General features: G+C 67.3%; 14 protein-coding genes and 2 tRNA genes. 4 read left to right on the forward strand and 12 right to left on the reverse strand.

The window, feature by feature from the left end; all coding sequences use genetic code 11:
- Positions 1-8 precede the first annotated feature (8 nt).
- From KHC28_RS14890 to KHC28_RS14935, 10 genes are all read right to left on the reverse strand, one after another.
- Positions 9-1,760, reverse strand: a complete 1,752-nt coding sequence (locus tag KHC28_RS14890; RefSeq protein WP_214009151.1) for a fatty acyl-AMP ligase — start codon at positions 1,758-1,760, stop codon at positions 9-11.
- Entirely contained in the window at positions 1,757-2,047 is a 291-nt protein-coding gene (locus tag KHC28_RS14895; protein WP_214009152.1) for a hypothetical protein, read from the reverse strand. Before KHC28_RS14895 ends, KHC28_RS14890 begins: the two co-directional genes overlap by 4 nt.
- 285 nt (positions 2,048-2,332) lie before the next feature.
- Positions 2,333-2,686: a cupin domain-containing protein gene (locus tag KHC28_RS14900; RefSeq protein WP_214009153.1), complete on the reverse strand. Its 354-nt coding sequence runs from the start codon at positions 2,684-2,686 to the stop codon at positions 2,333-2,335.
- A gap of 21 nt (positions 2,687-2,707) precedes the next feature.
- Positions 2,708-3,652, reverse strand: coding sequence for a 2-hydroxyacid dehydrogenase (locus KHC28_RS14905; RefSeq protein WP_214009154.1), 945 nt, complete (start codon positions 3,650-3,652; stop codon positions 2,708-2,710).
- Positions 3,649-5,280 carry an ABC transporter ATP-binding protein gene (locus KHC28_RS14910; protein ID WP_214009155.1) on the reverse strand — a complete coding sequence of 544 codons (1,632 nt, stop codon included), beginning with the start codon at positions 5,278-5,280 and terminating at the stop codon, positions 3,649-3,651. The genes KHC28_RS14905 and KHC28_RS14910 overlap by 4 nt, the downstream gene beginning before the upstream one ends.
- Positions 5,277-6,119, reverse strand: a complete 843-nt coding sequence (locus KHC28_RS14915; protein ID WP_214009156.1) for an ABC transporter permease — start codon at positions 6,117-6,119, stop codon at positions 5,277-5,279. The genes KHC28_RS14910 and KHC28_RS14915 overlap by 4 nt, the downstream gene beginning before the upstream one ends.
- Positions 6,116-7,063 carry an ABC transporter permease gene (locus tag KHC28_RS14920; RefSeq protein ID WP_214009157.1) on the reverse strand — a complete coding sequence of 316 codons (948 nt, stop codon included), beginning with the start codon at positions 7,061-7,063 and terminating at the stop codon, positions 6,116-6,118. Before KHC28_RS14920 ends, KHC28_RS14915 begins: the two co-directional genes overlap by 4 nt.
- Complete coding sequence (locus KHC28_RS14925) at positions 7,063-8,673, reverse strand: ABC transporter substrate-binding protein (RefSeq protein ID WP_214009158.1); 1,611 nt, start codon at positions 8,671-8,673, stop codon at positions 7,063-7,065. The genes KHC28_RS14920 and KHC28_RS14925 overlap by 1 nt, the downstream gene beginning before the upstream one ends.
- Before the next feature lie 153 nt (positions 8,674-8,826).
- Positions 8,827-10,116 (reverse strand): NAD(P)/FAD-dependent oxidoreductase, encoded by a 1,290-nt coding sequence (locus KHC28_RS14930; RefSeq protein ID WP_214009159.1) that lies wholly within the window; start codon positions 10,114-10,116, stop codon positions 8,827-8,829.
- Positions 10,117-10,124: 8 nt separating this feature from the next.
- Complete coding sequence (locus KHC28_RS14935) at positions 10,125-11,456, reverse strand: glutamine synthetase family protein (RefSeq protein WP_214009160.1); 1,332 nt, start codon at positions 11,454-11,456, stop codon at positions 10,125-10,127.
- An 87-nt stretch (positions 11,457-11,543) separates the two neighbouring features.
- Here KHC28_RS14935 and KHC28_RS14940 point away from each other — a divergent pair, with 87 nt between their 5' ends.
- A complete protein-coding gene (locus tag KHC28_RS14940) occupies positions 11,544-12,224 on the forward strand; it encodes a GntR family transcriptional regulator (protein ID WP_214009161.1) in 681 nt (226 codons plus the stop codon).
- A gap of 113 nt (positions 12,225-12,337) precedes the next feature.
- Here KHC28_RS14940 and KHC28_RS14945 read toward each other — a convergent pair.
- Positions 12,338-12,412, reverse strand: a tRNA-Gln gene (locus tag KHC28_RS14945).
- 187 nt (positions 12,413-12,599) lie between these two features.
- Here KHC28_RS14945 and KHC28_RS14950 point away from each other — a divergent pair.
- Both KHC28_RS14950 and KHC28_RS14955 read left to right on the forward strand, forming a co-directional pair.
- A tRNA-Pro gene (locus KHC28_RS14950) sits at positions 12,600-12,676 on the forward strand.
- A 388-nt stretch (positions 12,677-13,064) separates the two neighbouring features.
- On the forward strand, positions 13,065-13,379 hold the full coding sequence (locus KHC28_RS14955) for a hypothetical protein (protein ID WP_214009162.1): 315 nt from the start codon (positions 13,065-13,067) through the stop codon (positions 13,377-13,379).
- A gap of 81 nt (positions 13,380-13,460) precedes the next feature.
- Here the strand turns inward: KHC28_RS14955 and KHC28_RS14960 are convergent, their stop codons facing one another.
- The gene (locus KHC28_RS14960) at positions 13,461-14,960 is read right to left on the reverse strand and encodes a hypothetical protein (RefSeq protein WP_214009163.1); all 1,500 of its coding nucleotides are present in this window, start codon (positions 14,958-14,960) and stop codon (positions 13,461-13,463) included.
- Between the two features lie 763 nt (positions 14,961-15,723).
- Between KHC28_RS14960 and KHC28_RS14965 the strand changes: the two genes are divergently transcribed.
- A complete protein-coding gene (locus tag KHC28_RS14965; protein ID WP_214009164.1) occupies positions 15,724-16,911 on the forward strand; it encodes an SGNH/GDSL hydrolase family protein in 1,188 nt (395 codons plus the stop codon).
- The last annotated feature ends 227 nt before the right edge of the window (positions 16,912-17,138 follow it).

The following is a 17,138-nucleotide window of genomic DNA, read 5'->3' on the forward strand; positions in this document are numbered from 1 at the left end:
GGGCCATGTCAGGAGCGGTCTCTCGCATGCTGGACGGCGATTCCGCCCCGACCGGGCGTATGGTGCTGAAGAGCGGTCAATCTCCCCTCCTGCAGGCTGGACCGGGTCGCCGGTCGCTGCAGCTTGCCGCTGACCGTTCTTTCGATGTCGCCATAGGGAACGACAAGAACAGCCAGTAGCATGATACCGTGTACTTCTGCCACCGCCTGCGTCAACGCCTGTAGCGCGGAAGCGGCGACGGTTTCGCCCTTCCGCGACAATTCGCACACCAGGACGAAGCCTTCCACCTCACCCTCCCCGTCGGCGCGGTCGAGGATGCTGAGCGCCACCGCCGCCTCGAACGCCGCCGCGGCGGGATGCGTCAGCACCGTCTGCTCGACATCCTCGGCATAGATGTTGACGCCGCGAACGATGATCATGTTCTTCAGCCGGCCAAGGACATGGAGCGCGCCGTCGCGTAGGGCACCGAGATCCCCCGTGCGCAGATAGCGCCGGCCATCGATGACCACCTCCCGCTCGGGATCGGGGGCGACCCGCCCGTCGGAGTTCCAGAAACCGGGACTGACCTGATCGCCGGAGACCGCGATCTCACCGGTCTCGCCGCACGCCACATGGGCCGCGCCGTCAGACCTGAGGACAGCGATGGAGGTGCCGAGGCGGGGCGTGCCGCATGAGACGACATCGGCGATCCCTCCGCCTTGGCGCGGCAGGGCGGCGGTGGCGACACCCTGCCCAGGCACGCCGCCGGTCACGAACAGCGTCGCCTCCGCCAGGCCGTAGCAGGGGTAGAAGGCCTTGGCGGAGAACCCGCTTCCGGCAAAATGGGCGCTGAAGCGCGCCAATGTGTCGGCCCGCACCGGCTCGGCGCCGCAAAAGGCGAGGCTCCACCGGGAAAGGTCCAGCGTGCTCGCCTCCGCAGCATCGATGGAACGGGCGCAGAGGCCATAGGCGAAATTCGGCGCTCCCGCCGTCGTTGCGCCGAACCGGTCCATGGCCCGCAGCCAGCGTAGCGGCCGCTGCAGGAAGGCGAGCGGCGACATCAAGGTGGCCGAGGCGCCGATGACCAACGGCTCCAGCACGCAGCCGATCAGGCCCATATCGTGATGCAGCGGCAGCCAGCTGACCGTGCTGTTGCTGGCATCCTGAGCGAAGGCCGTCCGGATCATCGCCAGATTGGCCGCGATGTTGCCGTGCGTGATGACCACGGCCTTGGGCTGGCTCGTCGACCCGGAGGTGTATTGCAGGAAAGCGACGTCGCCGGACGCGCGGGGCGCTGTCCGCTCGCCCGCCTCTCCGGCGAGGAGGTCGCCGATCGCGAGAAAACGGCAGGACGGCGCCCGCTCCCGCAGGGCGGTCCAGTGAGCCGTGTCGTGCCGGTCGAGCGGGGCGACGAGGGCGGCCGGCTGCGCATGCGCGGCGATGCGCAGCAGGCGGTCGGCACCACGCGGGTCGCCGAGGGCCGGCGTGGGTATGGCGATCACGCCGGCATGGAGACAGCCGAGGAAACAGCGAACGAAGTCGATCCCCTGCGGCAGCGCGACCAGCACGGGTCGGCCGGCGAGGCCGGCGGCGGCGAGATTGCGGGCGATCGTCCGCGCGGCCTTGTCGAGCTCCGCATAGCTCGCCTCCTCGTCGACATGCTCGCCCCGGCGCAGGAACCGGAGCGCCAGTTCATGTCCGCGCTGCTCGGCATGCAGGCCGATCGTCGCGACGAGATCGGCGGCAGTCGAGGCGGGGGGCGGGGCGGTGAGCACGGTCATGCTTGCGACTGCGCCACGGAACCCGATTCCGCCGTGGACATCCGTTCCGCGAGCGCGCGGCCGAAGGCCACCGATGCGCACCACGATCCGGCGCGACGGTCGGGACAGGCATCGTCCGGCTTACGAACAGGTAGCATGATATGGGCGGCAATCACGAAGTCGAACGTCACCGCCTCGACGCGCCTGGCGGCCGGTTTCCGGCACTCCGGCCCGGCGCATCGCTGCGCCGGGCCGGAGTGCGGAAGGACGATGTACAGAAATTTTCCCGCCGCTGGAAGGGGTTCCACCGATCTGTCCAGGCGCAGCGCCTCGGCGGGAGGGGTGCGATGTGTCTCAACGCGAAGCAGCGCGACCGCGGTAAGATATTGCCGGAGAAACGGCGCGGGTCAGGACGCTGAAGCCCTGCGACGCCCGGGAGCGCGCCCGGGGACATGATGCGACACGGCCGCCGGGTGGTGTCCCGGCGGCCGTGCCCGTTCGTGATGGCGACCCGATGGGCCCCGAGCGCTCGGCCTTCGGCAGCCGAGGCATGGTCGCGGGTCAGGACCGAGCCGGCTGACCGGTGAACGTCCCTACGCCGTATAGGTGATCCAGATTTTGCGCGTGGGCTCGATGACGGTCCAGACACCGCGGAATCCGGGGCGCATGACGAAGCTGACACCCGGCTTCAGCACCACCGTCTCGCCGCCGTCTTCGGTCAGCTCCGAATGGCCGGAGACGATCTGCATGAATTCCCAGCAGTCCTTGACGACGTTCCAGGAACCCGGCGCAACCTCCCAGACGCCGCTCTCGACCTTGCCGTCCGGGGTCTTTTCGAGGTCCCAGGTCTTGTTGCTGGGGTTGCCGGCGATGATGCGTTCCGGCAGCGGCGCGCCGAGGATCGGTTCGCCGGGATTCGTCGCGTCGATGACGAGAAGGGTGCTCATGATGGGTTCTCCGTTCGAATGTCAGTAGCCGCGGGCGCGCTCGCCCACCGGCTCGGGCGGCAGGCCGTTCTCGATGCGGACGATGTTGGCGGTGACCGCCTCGCCGCAAATCTCGGCATTGCCGTCACTGCCGATATGCGGAGTAAGGCGTACCTTCGGGTGCGTCCAGAATGGGCTGTCGGCCGGCACCGGCTCGGGATCGAACACGTCGAGCGTCGCTCCGGCCAGATGGCCGGAATCCAGCGCGGCAAGCAGATCGGCCGGCACGAGATGGTTGCCGCGCCCGAGATTGATCACCACCGCCCCCTTGGGCAGCGCGGCGAACAGCCCGGCGTCGAGGAGGCCGACCGTGTCGGCGGTGGCCGGCAGGATCGAAACGAGGAAATGCGTCTGCGCCAGCATCTCCTTCAGCCCCTCGGCACCTGAGAAGCTGGTCACGCCCTCGATGCGGCGCGCGCTGCGCGACCAGCCCAGCACGGAGAAGCCGAGCCCTGCCAGCGCGCGGGCCGCCGCGCCGCCCATCTCGCCGAGGCCGAGTATGCCGACCTTGAGCGCCGCCTTGTCGCGGATCTGAAGGAAGCGCCATTCCCCCCGTGCCTGCTGCGCCGCCGCGACGTCCATCATCCGGTAGTAGTGCAGCACGACGTGCAGCACGTAGTCGCGCATCTGCTCGCGCGTCTTGTCGTGCATCAGCCGCACGATCGGCGGGCCGGGCGGCAGCTCGGGATCGGCCAGCACATGGTCGATGCCGGCACCCATGGAGAAGATGGCTTCGAGATTGGGCAGGCTCGCCATCAGGCCGCGCGTCGGCTTCCACACCAGCGAATAGGCGATGGTGGCGGGATCGTAGCCCTCGCCCTCGGCATGCACGACGAGGTCGGGCATCTGCGCGGTCAGCGCGGCGCGGTAGGGCTCGGGGTCCTCGCCGGTGGCGGCGATGAGAAGCGCCCGTGTATCACGGTTCATGTCGGTCTCCGGTCTGGGGTCTGCGTCGCGCGGGCGGCGATCACGCCATCGAGCCAGCCGAGGCGCAGCTCCGGCACGGCGCGGATCAACGCCTCGGTATAGGGATGGTAGGGCGGGCTCAGCACCTGCCGGGCGGGCCCGGCGGCGACGAGGGCGCCGTGGCGCATCACCGCCACATGGTCGGCCAGCGCCTCGACCGCGCCGAAGTCGTGGGTGATGAACAGATAGCTCACCCCTTCCTCGGCCTGGAGCCGCGCCAGCAGCTTGAGCACGCCGTCGGCGACCAGCGGGTCGAGCGCGCTCGTCACCTCGTCGCAGACGATGAGCCGGGGTCGGGCGGCGAGCGCGCGGGCGATGCACACGCGCTGCTTCTGCCCACCGGAGAGCGCGCCGGGCCGACGTTCGGCGAGTTCCGGCTTCAGCTCCACCTGTTCCAATAGCGAGGCCACCGCCGCATCCCGCGCCGCGCCGCGCAGGCCCTGGAAGCGGGTGAGCGGCGCGCCGATGATCTCGTCGACCCGCTGGCGCGGATTGAGCGCGAGATCGGGGTTCTGGTGCACCATCTGGATGGCGCGCAGGTCGTCGAGCGGACGCCGGTGCATGTCCGGCTCCAGCGTCCGACCGGCGAAGGCCAGACGTCCCGCCCGGTGCGGCAGCAATCCGCAGATCACCTTGCCGAGCGTCGACTTGCCCGAGCCCGATTCGCCCACCACCGCCAGCGTACGGCCCTCCGGCACGACGAGGTCGAGATTCTCGATGATGCTGACATTGCCGTAGCCGGCGGCGATGCCCTTGAGCTCCAGCAACGGCGGACGCTCGGGTTGCGGCGCGTGGCGCAGGCTGCGGGCGGCGATCAGCCGACGGGTATAGTCGGCGGCGGGCGCCTCGATCACCTGCGCCGTCGGGCCGCTCTCCACCATCTTGCCGTGCCTGAGCACGAGGATGGCGTCGGCCATCTGCGCGACGAGGGCGAGGTCGTGCGAGATGTAGAGCCCCGCCATGCCCTCCTCGCGGATCGCCTGCCGCACCGCCAGGATCACCTCGATCTGGGTGGTGACGTCGAGCGCCGTGGTCGGCTCGTCGAACACGATGAGGTCAGGACGGGCGCACATCGCCATTGCCGTCATGGCGCGCTGGAGCTGGCCGCCGGAAGCCTGGTGCGGGAACTTCTCGCCGAAGGTCTCCGGCGAGGGCAGCTCCAGCCGGGCGAACAGCTCGATCGCCCGCCGGCGCGCCTCGCTGCGGCTCATCAGCCGGCGCTGCACGCTGGTCTCGATCACCTGGTCGATCAGCCGGAAGGCGGGATTGAAGGCGGAAGCCGCCGACTGCGCGACATAGGCGACGCGCCGGCCGCGAATGTCGCGCAGCAGCGCAGGCCCACCCTTCAACAGGTCGACGCCGTCGAGCTTCACCTCGCCCGAGCGTACATAGGCGCCGCCGCGCACCGCGCCGAGCGCGGTAAGGCCCAGCGTCGACTTGCCGGCGCCGGATTCGCCGATCAGTCCCATCACCTCGCCCCAGCCGAGAGTGAGCGAGATGTCCTCGAGGATGGTCGCGATGCCGCCATTGGGCAGCACCGCCTCGACATGCAGGCCGCTGATCTCCAGCAGCGGTGCGGAACCGTTCATCGCGCTCCTCCGCGCCGGGCGACGAGGAAGTCGCCGATCAGGTTCACGCTGATGGCGAGCAGCGCGATGAATGCCGCCGGCACCAGCGGGGTGAGCCGGCCATAGTTCAGCGCCCCGACATTCTCGCGCACCATGCCGCCCCAGTCGGCGGTGGGCGGCTGCACGCCGAGCCCGAGGAAGGACAGCGAGGCGACGAACAGGAAGGCGAAGACGAAGCGCAGGCCGAACTCGGAGATCAACGGGATCGCCGCATTGGGCAGGATCTCCCGCCACATGATGCGCGCCGTCGAATCGCGCCGCAGCCGGGCGACGTCGACGAAGTCGCGCGCGGCGATGTCGACGCCGAGCGCCCGCGTCAGGCGGAACACCCGCAGGCTGGCGATGAAGGCGGCGACCAGCGTCAACGTCATCAGCGAGGTGCCGGACACGCTGAGCGCCAAGAGTGCCAGCACCAGCGGCGGCAGCGCCATGAACAGGTCGACGACGCGGCTGATGACGGCGTCCGCCCAGCCGCCCAGCGTCACAGCGGCAAGACCGAACGCCCCGCCGACCATGAATGCCAGCGTGACGATGGCAAGCGACAGGCCGATCGAGGTGCGGGCGCCGAAGATGATGCGCGAGAGCATGTCGCGCCCGAGCTGGTCGGTGCCGAGCGGGTGCGCGAGGTCCGGCGCCTGCCAGGGCATGGCGACGAGGTCGGCCTCGCCATAGGGGGCGATGACATCCGCCCCGATGGCGCAGGCGAGGCAGGCCAGGCAGAACAGCGCCGCCAGCATCACCGGCACGCCGGAAAGGCGCGAGGGTGCGGCGGGGCGCGAAGTGGCGTCGGAGAGGCTCATCGCGCGTATCTCAGCCGGGGATTGAGCGCGATCGCCAGGAGGTCGGCGATCATGTTGAGCAGGATGTAGGTGGCGGCGAAGATCAGCCCGCAGGCCTGCACGACGGTGATGTCCTGCTTCGACACCGAATCGACCATCAGCTGTCCCATGCCGGGATAGGCGAAGATGGTCTCGACGATGATCAGTCCCACCACGAGGTCGGCGAGGTTGAGCACCACCACGGCGGCGATCGGGCTCATCACATTGGGCAGCACGTGGCGCACCACCACCTGCCATTCCGGCAGGCCCTTGAGCAGCGCGGTGCCGACATAGTCGGAATCCATCACCGAGACGATGCTGGCCCGCGTCATGCGGATCATGTGGGCGCAGGAGGTGATCACCAGCGTCATCACCGGCAGCACCAGCAGCGGCCACAGCCGCTCGAAGCTCATGCCAGCGGTGACGATGGAGATCGACGGCACCCAGTGCAGGTTCACCGCGAACACCGCGATCGCCATATAGGCGAAGAAGAATTCCGGCGTCGCCACCGTCACCATCGACAAGACGAGGATGACGCGGTCGAACAGCCGGTCGCGGAAGATCGCCGCCAGCGTGCCGAGCCCGACCGCCAGCGGCACCGCGATCAGCGCCGCTGCGCCGGCGAGGACCAGCGTGTTCTTCAGCCTTGTAGCGATCAGCGGGCCGATCTCGCGGCCATTGGTCAGCGAGGTGCCGAGATCGCCGCGCATCAGCCCGGCGAGCCAGTCGAGATAGCGCGTGAGCGCGGGCGCGTCGACGCCACGCGCCCGGCGCAGCGCCTCCACCGCCTCCGGGGTCGCCGATGAGCCGAGCAGCTTCGTCGCGAAGTCGCCCGGCAGCAGTTCACCGGCGAAGAACAGGAGGGCGGAGGCCAGGAGGACCAGGACGATCCCCATGGCCAGCCGCTTGGCGAGTATTGAGGCCATCAGCCTTCCAGCCAGACGCGTTCGGTGAAGCGGGCGCCCATCAGGTACCAGGACGGGGTGGGCATCAGCCCCTTCACGCGCGGGCTGTAGGCGTCGATGAAGTCGGCGAACACCGGCACCACATGGCCGCTGTCGCCATGGATGAGGCCCTGCAGCTCGCCATACATCTGCTTGCGCTTGCCGGCGTCGAGCTCGCCGCGCGCCTGTACCAGCAGTTCGTCGAACTTGGCGTTGGACCAGAAGGATTCGTTCCACGGCGCGGTCGAGGCATAGACCATCGACATGATCATGTCGGCGGTCGGCCGGCCCATCCACACGCCGGTGGTCATCGGCTTGTCGACGTTGAGCCACACCTGGTCCCAGTAGCCGTCGGCCGGCTGGCGGACCACGTCGATGGTGATGCCGGCCGGCAGAGCCGCCTGACGGTAGAGCTGGCCGACATTGGCGGAGTTGGCGAAGGTGGCGTCCGAGGTGTTCAGCTCGACCTTGAAGCTGTCCATGCCGGCCTTCTTGAGGAAGAACTTGGCCTTCTCCGGATCATAGGGGTTCTGCGCCAGCGAGGGGTCGAACATCGGGTCGGTCTGGGCGAGCGGCTGATCGTTGCCGATCTTGCCGTTGCCGCGCAGCACGATGTCGAGGATCTTCTGGCGGTCGATGGCGTATTTCATCGCCTGCCGCAGATTGGGATCGGTGAACGGCCCCTTCTTGCAGTTCATGGCGTAGCTCCAGAACTGCCCGCCCGACGAGTTCACCACCTGCACGCCGGCATTGCCCTTGAGCATCTCCACCGCCGCCGGGTCGACGAGGCCGAGCGCGTCGATCTGGCCGGACTGGAGGGCGGCGATGCGCGCCTGGGTGTCGTTGAGGACGAGGAACTCGACCTCCTCGACATGGGCGCGGCCCGGCTTCCAGTAGTTCTTGTTGTGGGTCCAGGTGGCACGCACGCCGGGCTCGAAGGAGGTCTGCTTGTAGCCGCCGGTGCCGACCGGCTTCATCCAGTCCTCGAAGCCGTCCGGCGTGATCGCCATGTGGTCGCCGGTGAAATTATAGGGAAAGTCGGCGTTCGGGCTCTTCAGCGTGACGAGGATCTGGTTGGCGTCGAGCTTCTTGATGTCGGCGATGGCCGCCATCAGGCTCTTGGCGCCCGACTGGGACTTCTCGCCGCGATGGCGATTGATCGAATAGATCACGTCATCGGCGGTGAGCGTCTTGCCGTTGTGGAATTCCACGCCCTTGCGGATGTTGAACACCCATTCCGTCGCGCCGGGCTTGGCCTCCCAGCTCTCGGCGAGCTCGGGCTTGATGGTCTTGTCGGGGTTCAGCTCGACGAGGTGGTTGAAGGTCGTATAGGCGGCCATCACCCCGAACTCGTCCTGGCGCAGCGCCGGGTCGTTGGTGTTGGTGGTGGCGCCGAGAATGCCGGCGCGCAGTTGCCCGCCCTTCTTCGGCTCGTCGGCGCGGGCGGCGCCGGGCAGCAGCAGGCCGCCGCCGAAACCGGCGGCGAGGCCGAGCGCGGCGGCCGACTTCATCAGGTCACGACGGCTGAGGCCATAGCGCTCGCCGCTCGCCGCGCCGGGCATGACGCGGATCTTTCCCATATCGTTGCTCATCGGGTTCTCTCTGGAAGGGGTGGTCCGTTTCGGACGCTTGTGGGGAAGGCACGCACCGGCAGGACGGCCGGGAGGAAGACAGGAAGGCGGTCGCCGCGCGCAGGGCGCGGGACGGCAGGAAGCCGGCAAAGCAATGGGGAGGCGAGAGGCGCGTCATCGCAGCTTCTCCCGCAGCTGGAAGTACCACATGCCGAGCGCGAGGGCCTGGTGGGCGAGCGCAGCGCCCATCGGCAGGCGCAGGCGCCGCACCGCGTCGAACACGTCGAACTCGCCCATGGTCCCGGTCATCGCCTGCGCCATGATCTCGGCGACGATGTGCGAGGTGGCGATGCCGTGGCCGGAATAGCCCTCCGCATAGAAGATGTTCGGCGCCACGCGGCCCAGATGCGGAATGCGGTTGGCGATGATCCCCGCCTTGCCGGACCACTGGAAGTCGATGCCGATGCCCTTCAGGCGCGGATAGGTGCGCTCCAGCGCCGGGCGCAGCTCGGCGGCGATGTCGGCGCTGTCGCGGCCGGAATAATTGGTGCCACCGCCGAAGATCAGCCGCCGGTCGGCGGTCAGGCGGTGATAGTCCAGCACGAAGCGGTTGTCGTAGACCGCGACGTCGCGCGGGTTGATCGCCCGCGCCGTCGCCTCGTCCAGCGGCGCCGTGGCGAGGATGCCGAGCGAGGCGGGGAACAGCACGCCGCGCATCCGTCCGCGGCCGAGCCGGTGATAGGCATTGCCGGCCAGCATCACCGTGTCGGCGCTCACACGTCCCCGCGCGGTCTCCACGATCGGCCGCTTGCCGGGAACGAGGCGCGTCACCTCGCTGTCCTCGAAGAGCCGGACGCCGAGCGAGGCTGCCGCCTGCGCCTCGCCGATGACGAGGTTCAGCGAGTGCACATGCATGTTGCGGCGGTTGTGCAGCCCGGCGAGATAGATCGGCACCTCGAGCAGGGAGCGGAGCGCCTCGCCCTCGACGAAGGAGATGTCGGCGCCCATGCCGCGCGCCACCGCCTCGGCATGCATCGTCCGCAGTTCGGCAACGTGCGCCGGCTTGGTCGCCGCCTGCACATGGCCGTCCTTGAGGTCGCAGGGAATTGCGTATTTCGCCACGCGTTTGCGGATGATGGCATGGCCGCGCCAGCGCAGGTTCCAGATATAGTCGTCGGCCGCCTCACCGAGCGTACGGCGGAATTCGCGCGCCATGGCGACGTCGCCGGAAAGCGAGCCGGTGATCTGGCCGCCATTGCGCCCGGAGGCCCCCCAGCCGATGCGGTTGGCCTCCAGCACCACCACCTTCAGTCCGCGCTCGGCGAGTTCCAGCGCGGTGTTGATGCCGGTGAAGCCGCCGCCGACGATGCAGACATCCGCCTCGATAGGCTCGGCAAGCGGCGGAAAGGCTGCGTAGGAATGGGCGGTGGCGGCGTAATAGGAGCCGGTGTGGGGCAGTGCCATCGCCGGCCTCATACGCTGTGCAGGTAGCTGCGATATTCGAGCTCGGAGATCTCCGCCTCGAACACCGCCAGCTCCTGCCGCTTGCAGGTGGCGAACATGGTGATGAAGTCGGCCGGGAACAGCCGGGCGACCAGCGCGCTCGCCTCGAAGGCCTCGATCGCCTGCCGCCAGTCGGGCGGGATGGCACGGCCGGCGGCCTTGTAGACATTGCCCTGCATCGGCGCCGGAGGTTCGGTACCCGCCTCGATGCCGTCGAGGGCGGCGGCGAGGATGGCGGCGATCACCAGATAGGGATTGGCATCCGCCCCGGCGACACGGTGCTCGATGCGGCGTGCCTGCGGCGGCCCGCCGGGAATGCGCACCGCCGCCGTGCGGTTCTCATAGCCCCAGGCGGCGATGGTGGGGGCGAGCGTGCCCGGCCGCAGCCGGCGCGACGAGTTGCGATGCGGCGCGAAGATCAGCGTGGTGTCGTGCATCGCCTCCAACAGGCCCGCCACGGCATGGCGCATCGTCGCCGTGCCGTGCGGCCCGCCATCGTCGAAGACGTTGCGTCCCTCGGCGTCGGTCAGGCTGAAATGCACATGCAGGCCGTTGCCCGAATGCTTCGCATAGGGCTTGGCCATGAAGCTCGCCGCCAGCCCGTGTCGGCGCGCGACATTCTTGACAATCTGCTTGAAGAACACGGTATCGTCGGCGACGCGCAGCGCGTCGGGGCCGTGCACCAGGTTGAACTCGTACTGGCCGGGGCCGCTCTCCGAGATCGCCGCGTCCACCGAGACGCCGCAGGCTTCCGCCATCGCATAGACGTCGTCGAGAAAGGGCCCGACATTCGCCAGCTCCTGCAGACAGTAGATGGTGTCGCCGGCCCCTTCATGCGCCTCGGGCAACGGGACGAGCGGGTGGGCGCGCGCCGCCTTGGGGTCGACGAGGTAGAATTCGAGTTCGGTCGCCACCACCGGCGTCAGCCCCCGCGCGGCAAAGCGGCCGGCGATTTCGGCGAGCACGCGGCGCGGGTCGCCGAAGAACGGCTCGCCCGATTCCAGCCGCATCCACATCGGCAGCAGCCGGGCCGGCGTATCGGTCCAGGTCAGCGGCAGCAGGCCCCGGCCGGTCGGTTCGACGATACCGTCGAGATCGCCGCGGTCGAACAGGCAATTGCCCAGAACGTCGGTGCCCCAGATGTCGACGCCGATGGACGACATCGGCATGCGGATGCCGGCCTTGGCGAGCTTGCCGGCGGCATCGGCGCGCACCCGCTTGCCGCGGAAGATGCCGTTGAGGTCGCAATGCGCGGCGAGCACGAAGCTCGGCGGGGCGGGACTCACGGCGTCGGCGGGCATTTGGCGGGCGTCTCCGGTGGCGTTCGATGACGTGTTATAATACATAGCCATGTCATATAACAACGATCCGAAGGGATGAGACGGCTCATGAATGACGCCAGCAGCGAGTATCAGCCCGACACTGTGGCCGATGCGCTACACCGCGCCCTGCGCAGCCAGATCTGGGAAGGCGAGTTCATGCCCGGCGACCGGGTGTCGATCCGCGCCCTGGCGCAGGAGCACGGCCTCAGCGTCATCCCGGTGCGCGACGCGGTGCGCCGTCTGGTGGCGGAAGGGGCGCTGCATTTCGCCGACAGCCGTACCATCGAGGTGCCGCGCCTCAGCCTCGCCAATCACCGCGACGTGGTCTTCGCCCGCATGCAGATCGAGCCGGAGGCGGCGCGCCGGGCCTTCGAGCAGCTGACGCAAGCTGATCTGAACGAGCTCATCCGACATGACATGCGGGTCAACACCGCCATCGAGACCGATGACCGGCGGCTCTACATGAAGAGCAATTTCGATTTCCACTTCCTGATCTACCGGCGCGCCAACGCTCCGACGCTGATGCGGATCATCGAGATGCTGTGGCTGCAGTCCGGCCCGTCCATGCGCTACATATCGAGCCAGTACGGCTCGGCGGCGTTCGCGATCGACTACCACCGCGCCGCCACCGACGCATTGGCCGCGCGCGACGGCGAGGGCTTCGTGACCGCGATCCGTTCGGACATCGCCCAGGGCATGGAATACATCCTGCGGGCCGAACGCGAACTCGTCGCCCCCGCGAACTGAGATCGCCGATCCGTGCAGCAAAGCCCAGGCGCTATCGGCATTTGCCGGGATGAGGGAAAGTCCCCGCAATCGGCACATGTCGCGTCAGACGAAGATAGAGCGGGAGGAGTGTTTGGCTGGGGCGGGAGGATTCGAACCTCCGCATGGGGGAATCAAAATCCCCTGCCTTACCGCTTGGCGACGCCCCAACGCGGCACGCGTCCGTCAGACGCGGACCGTGCGGGCGCGGACATAGCCACAGGAACGCGCCGCTTTCAACCTTCATCCACAGCTCCGCCCGCGGGAAAACCGGACGTCATCAACAGGCGTCGCGAAGAAGTGCGATGCCACGCTTGCGGCTCGGCGCATCCCCGTGCTAGAGGCTCGCCACCGCGTCGGAGTGTAGCGCAGCCTGGTAGCGCACCTCGTTCGGGACGAGGGGGTCGCAGGTTCAAATCCTGCCACTCCGACCAAGCGGTACCTTGATTTCCTGTTCCCGATAGGAACCCTGCCAGAATTCGATGACCGTTCTGCGAGAAGCCGATCTCGCTGCGAAATTGCGATGAACCTGCGCTCGGTCCTTCGCGACCCCGCTCGCTCGCCGGACGCACTTCCGTTCCGGAAGGCCCCGCTGAGCGCCTCGACCGCCCCTCGCCACATCGCCTCACGGCGCAGAGTTTTTGAAACGCCGCTAAATTCGGAGTATAGTTTCCTGCATCGGATACCGCGTTCTGCGCCCTATAAAGTCGACGAATGTTGGTTGCATTTACCATTTATGCTCGCATAAGGTGTATATCGTCGCGCGACATGCCGTGCGCGGCGGCGCGCTCCGCGAGTGACTTCCAGCTTGGATTGCGATGAATGTCCGCTTCAGTGCAGATCGGGGTCGGCGCCAAATGGATCGTCAAGGACGGCTTCGTTTTTCTCTCGGTCGCAAAGTCGCAGGTGCGCATACCCTGCAATTCGTCCGGCCTGGTCGATTTCCTGTATTCGACCAACTGCCACATGGACCTCGGCCTCGTGCAGCAGATCGCCCAGGAGATCCGCGACAGCCGGTCTGAATTCCTGATCGAGCCGCTATCTTCTGCCCATCTCCATCTCGTCCTGACCCAATTGGCCGATGCGCTGAACGCCAGGACCGTGACCCCGACGCTCTATCCATCGCTCAATCTGTAGGACGTGGGCCGGCGATAGCCGCCGCTGACACGATGAGCGCCCCCCCCTGAGATGCGGGCGGGGAATGCGGGATGCAGCGGATCAAACCAGCATGATCGGCTCGACGAAGCCGCAGAGCCAGTTGGCCAGCGAATAGGGTTTGCCGACCAGCGCCGGGATGTTGTCCTCGGCCGGCATGCCGCTATCGGCAATGTATTCATAGGCGTCGCTGGCCGGCATGGCGTCGCTGTCGCGCACGAAGCCATGGCCGGCGGAGATGTCGTTCCGCCCATGCCAGAGGGACGCCCCGCCGACGACGTCGCGGGCGAGCACCAGCCGGAGGGTGGCCCGCCCGACGATCGCGACGGACAGCACCGGATTCGCTCCCGCCGCATCGGTGACGAGGAAGCCCTTGTCCGCCTGATCCGCCACCTGCGCCGCCCCCCGATATGGCAGGTCGAAGACGATGGGCGGCGCCGGCACATGCAGCGTCACCAGCACTTCCTTGCCGCGCCCATAGATCGCCAGCGGCTCGAGCGGACGCCAGTTCTGCCCGAGCTCGAACAGCCGATAGAGCACCTTGCCGTATTGAAGGCCCTGGTTGCGGTAGCCATTGGCGCGCAGATGCCCGCCGGAGATCGCGTCCGTGTACTGGTAGTCCGGCCCGATCAGATAGACGCCCGGCGTCTCGCGCGCGAATTCCAGCTGCGCCTGCGAGATGGCGAGGTCGTTGGTCGTGTAGACGCCCGCCATCTGCGACAGCAGGAACGCCGGCGGGTTGGGCTGCCGGAAAGTCGAGGCGACCACCTCGTTGACGCCGCTCCGCAGCGTGGCGAGATGCTCCTTGTAGGCGGCCTTCGTCATGTGACCGGAACTGTCGGCCTGCCCCTGGTCCCACAGATAGGCCGACATGCCGACCGTCTTCCCTTCGCGGTCGGCGAGCGCCTTCATCTGCGCGCAGTAGCTGGTGAAGCGCCCCCACACGGCACCGCCGGGGATAAGCGCGGTGATCGAGGTGCCGCCGCGCCCGACGCCATTGCTGACGAAAAGGTGGTCCGGATCGGTCGCCAGGCTGCGCCGGGCGAGGTACCGCCCGCGCCACGCATTGGCCGCCGCCACCACGCCGGCCTCCCCGAGATATTTATAGGCCGGCCAGGTGCCGAGGTTCGCCGCCACCTGCGCGTTGCTGTAGACGGCGCCACCACGGACATTCGCCGCCACCAGCGGCTGCAGGGCGAACGTGTCGCCGATCGGCTTCCAGGCGTCCGAGCCGTAGCGGGTCGTGCCGTTGTGGATCGACTGGCCGACCATCTTGTTGTCGTAGGGCTGCGTCACCGAAAGCGCCGCCCCGGCTGCCTCGCCATGGTGAAACGACTGCCCGGCCGCCGTAACGAGATTGTAGTGCGCACAGGGCTGCTGCAGCACCGCCCCGTCGATCCGGCTCGGCGTTAGCGCGGCGATGTCGAGGGCCCGGCCGTCATGTCGGGCGATGTCCGTCGCCATGAAGGAGGTCGGCACCTTCGTGCTGCCGAAGAAATCGAAGGCGTCGAGCCGACGCAACATCTTCAGACGCCTCAGCAGCGTCGAGCCGGCGACATGCATGGTCCTGCGGGTCCATTACCCAGCCACTGGCGCTTCAGCCAGTTCGATGAACAGATCGCCAGCCGGCAAACAGGCTCGCGGGGCAACGAAATAAATCGCCCGATCAAATCGGATCACACGACGTAAATCATGCCCGGATCCGCATATGACACCTTCAACAAAACAAGTATAGATCGCGCAACGTCAGCTATATCATTAACCTAACGTCATATATGCCGAATATACGTAGACGATTACGGCAGAGTCCCTGAACATACATCTGTTTTTCGACAGGATTTTGCCGCAGCACCGCCATCATTGTCGTGAGACCGCGCCCTCGTCGCTGCGAGCCGTGCGCGGTGGCGCCGATGGTACCGGTTGCCGCCTGCCTGCCTCCGGCGGCATCGGCCGCCGCGGGGGCTCCCGGAAATGGCCCCCACTTCCGTAGGGGGTGAGGCGAACATCGGGGCAGGCCCGGACTTGCCGGCGAGATGCCGCTCCTGCAAGGCCGCGCGGCCCGATCGTCCGGCAGCGACGGCCTCTTCATGGCACCCCCAGTATAATTAGATACCTCCCAGCCTCACGGACACGAGGCGATCGACCCTGGCCGATGGTGGACAACGCCTGTCACCTAGAGGAAGATGATGCCTGTAGATCCGAGGGGTGTTCGGTAAGCGCGCATGGTCGCCCGTTTTTTGGCGCGGCTATGCGCAAGGCGGGACCATGACCGCAAACGACCCCCTCCGCATAGTTCATGCGTATAAATTGCGATGGAGACATTTGAATGAGGGTGCTGATTATTGGCGGATCGAATTCCGTGATGCAGCCTGGCTATGTCAGCGCTACGATCGACATGCTGCAGCAGAAATACGGCATCTCCGTCACCGAGCTCTCGAACATCAGCATCGGCGCGAACAACTGCCTGATCGGCCTCGAAGCCAGTCATCTTTTTCAGGAAGACATCGCCAGCTACGACAAGATCGTCATCGAATTCATCATCAATGACTACAAGTTAGCGCGCGAAAGAAGCATCGGAACCTGGCTCGCCAGCTATGAAGGCTTGATCCGGCACCTCTTCCTGCACGCGCCGGACGCCCAGATATACAATCTTATTTTTGGAAAGAGCGAAAACCATACGCTCGGTCGTCTGGAGCGGCTGCGCAAGGGCGTCACCGATCTGGTCGAGCACTATGGCCAGGACTTCAACATCGCCATGGTGGATTTCGACGCGCATCTGCGGGGGCGGCACGGAGCCAACCCGAACATGTTCCTGGCATACTACAGCGACCCCGGCCACTATGGTCGGCCCAAGGCTACCGAGAGAGTCGGCGCCTACCTTGCCCGCTACATGGCGCAGCCCGCCGAACGCCGGGGCAGCCGGTCGCTTCCCGAGCCGTTGTCGCCGACTCCCTTCGATACCGCGACGATGGTGCGGTTGCCCGACATCCCCAACGTTCCGGTCCGTGAGCTCAGCAATTCGCGCTATCAGCGGCTCTGCGTCCCGCTGGCGCGTGGCGAGAGCGTGACGCTCGACCTGCCGGGGCCGATGATTTCGCTGTCCTATCTGGCGACCCGCGACGGCGGAGCGCTGCTGATCGAGGAGGAGGGCATGGAGCCGTTCTCCATCTTCACCTGCCATGGCTACGTCATCAACAAGGAACCCGGCCGCTTCCTCATCAAGAATTTCGTGCGCATCTCCAATGATTGGAAGGAGACGCCCCGGCGCATCCGCCTGACGTCCATCGGCTGCGACGAGGCCGTCGCGATGGGCGAGCGGTTCACGCCGGAATACAGCATGGTGGCAAGCCCCGAAGCCGAGACGACGGTCTATCTGTCCAACGTGCTGTGTTACACGGCCGTGGCTGGCGGCGAGAACGCCGATGGTCGGGAGGCGGATGGATTGGAATCGGACGGGACGGACAATGCCTGGTCCGACGACTGGAACAGCCGTCAGTCCGCCATTTCGGCATAGGCCGCTTCAGGCCGCCGCCCGAAACGACACGTTCGAGCCGGTCGCCTGCGGCTCGCAGGCCCTTTCGCGGGGCCTATCGTCCCGCACGAGCCCACCCCCCTGACCGCCACGCCGACGGACAGGGTGCGTTCCGCGTCCGCCGATGCCCTCGGCATGGCACAAGCTTTTGCGCCGTGCGCCCGGACGGACGCTTCCCTGGCGCGCCCTGGAACGCGCCCCTGGAACGC

The sequence above is a fragment of the Ancylobacter sonchi genome, from assembly GCF_018390695.1.
Lineage (GTDB): Bacteria > Pseudomonadota > Alphaproteobacteria > Rhizobiales > Xanthobacteraceae > Ancylobacter > Ancylobacter sonchi.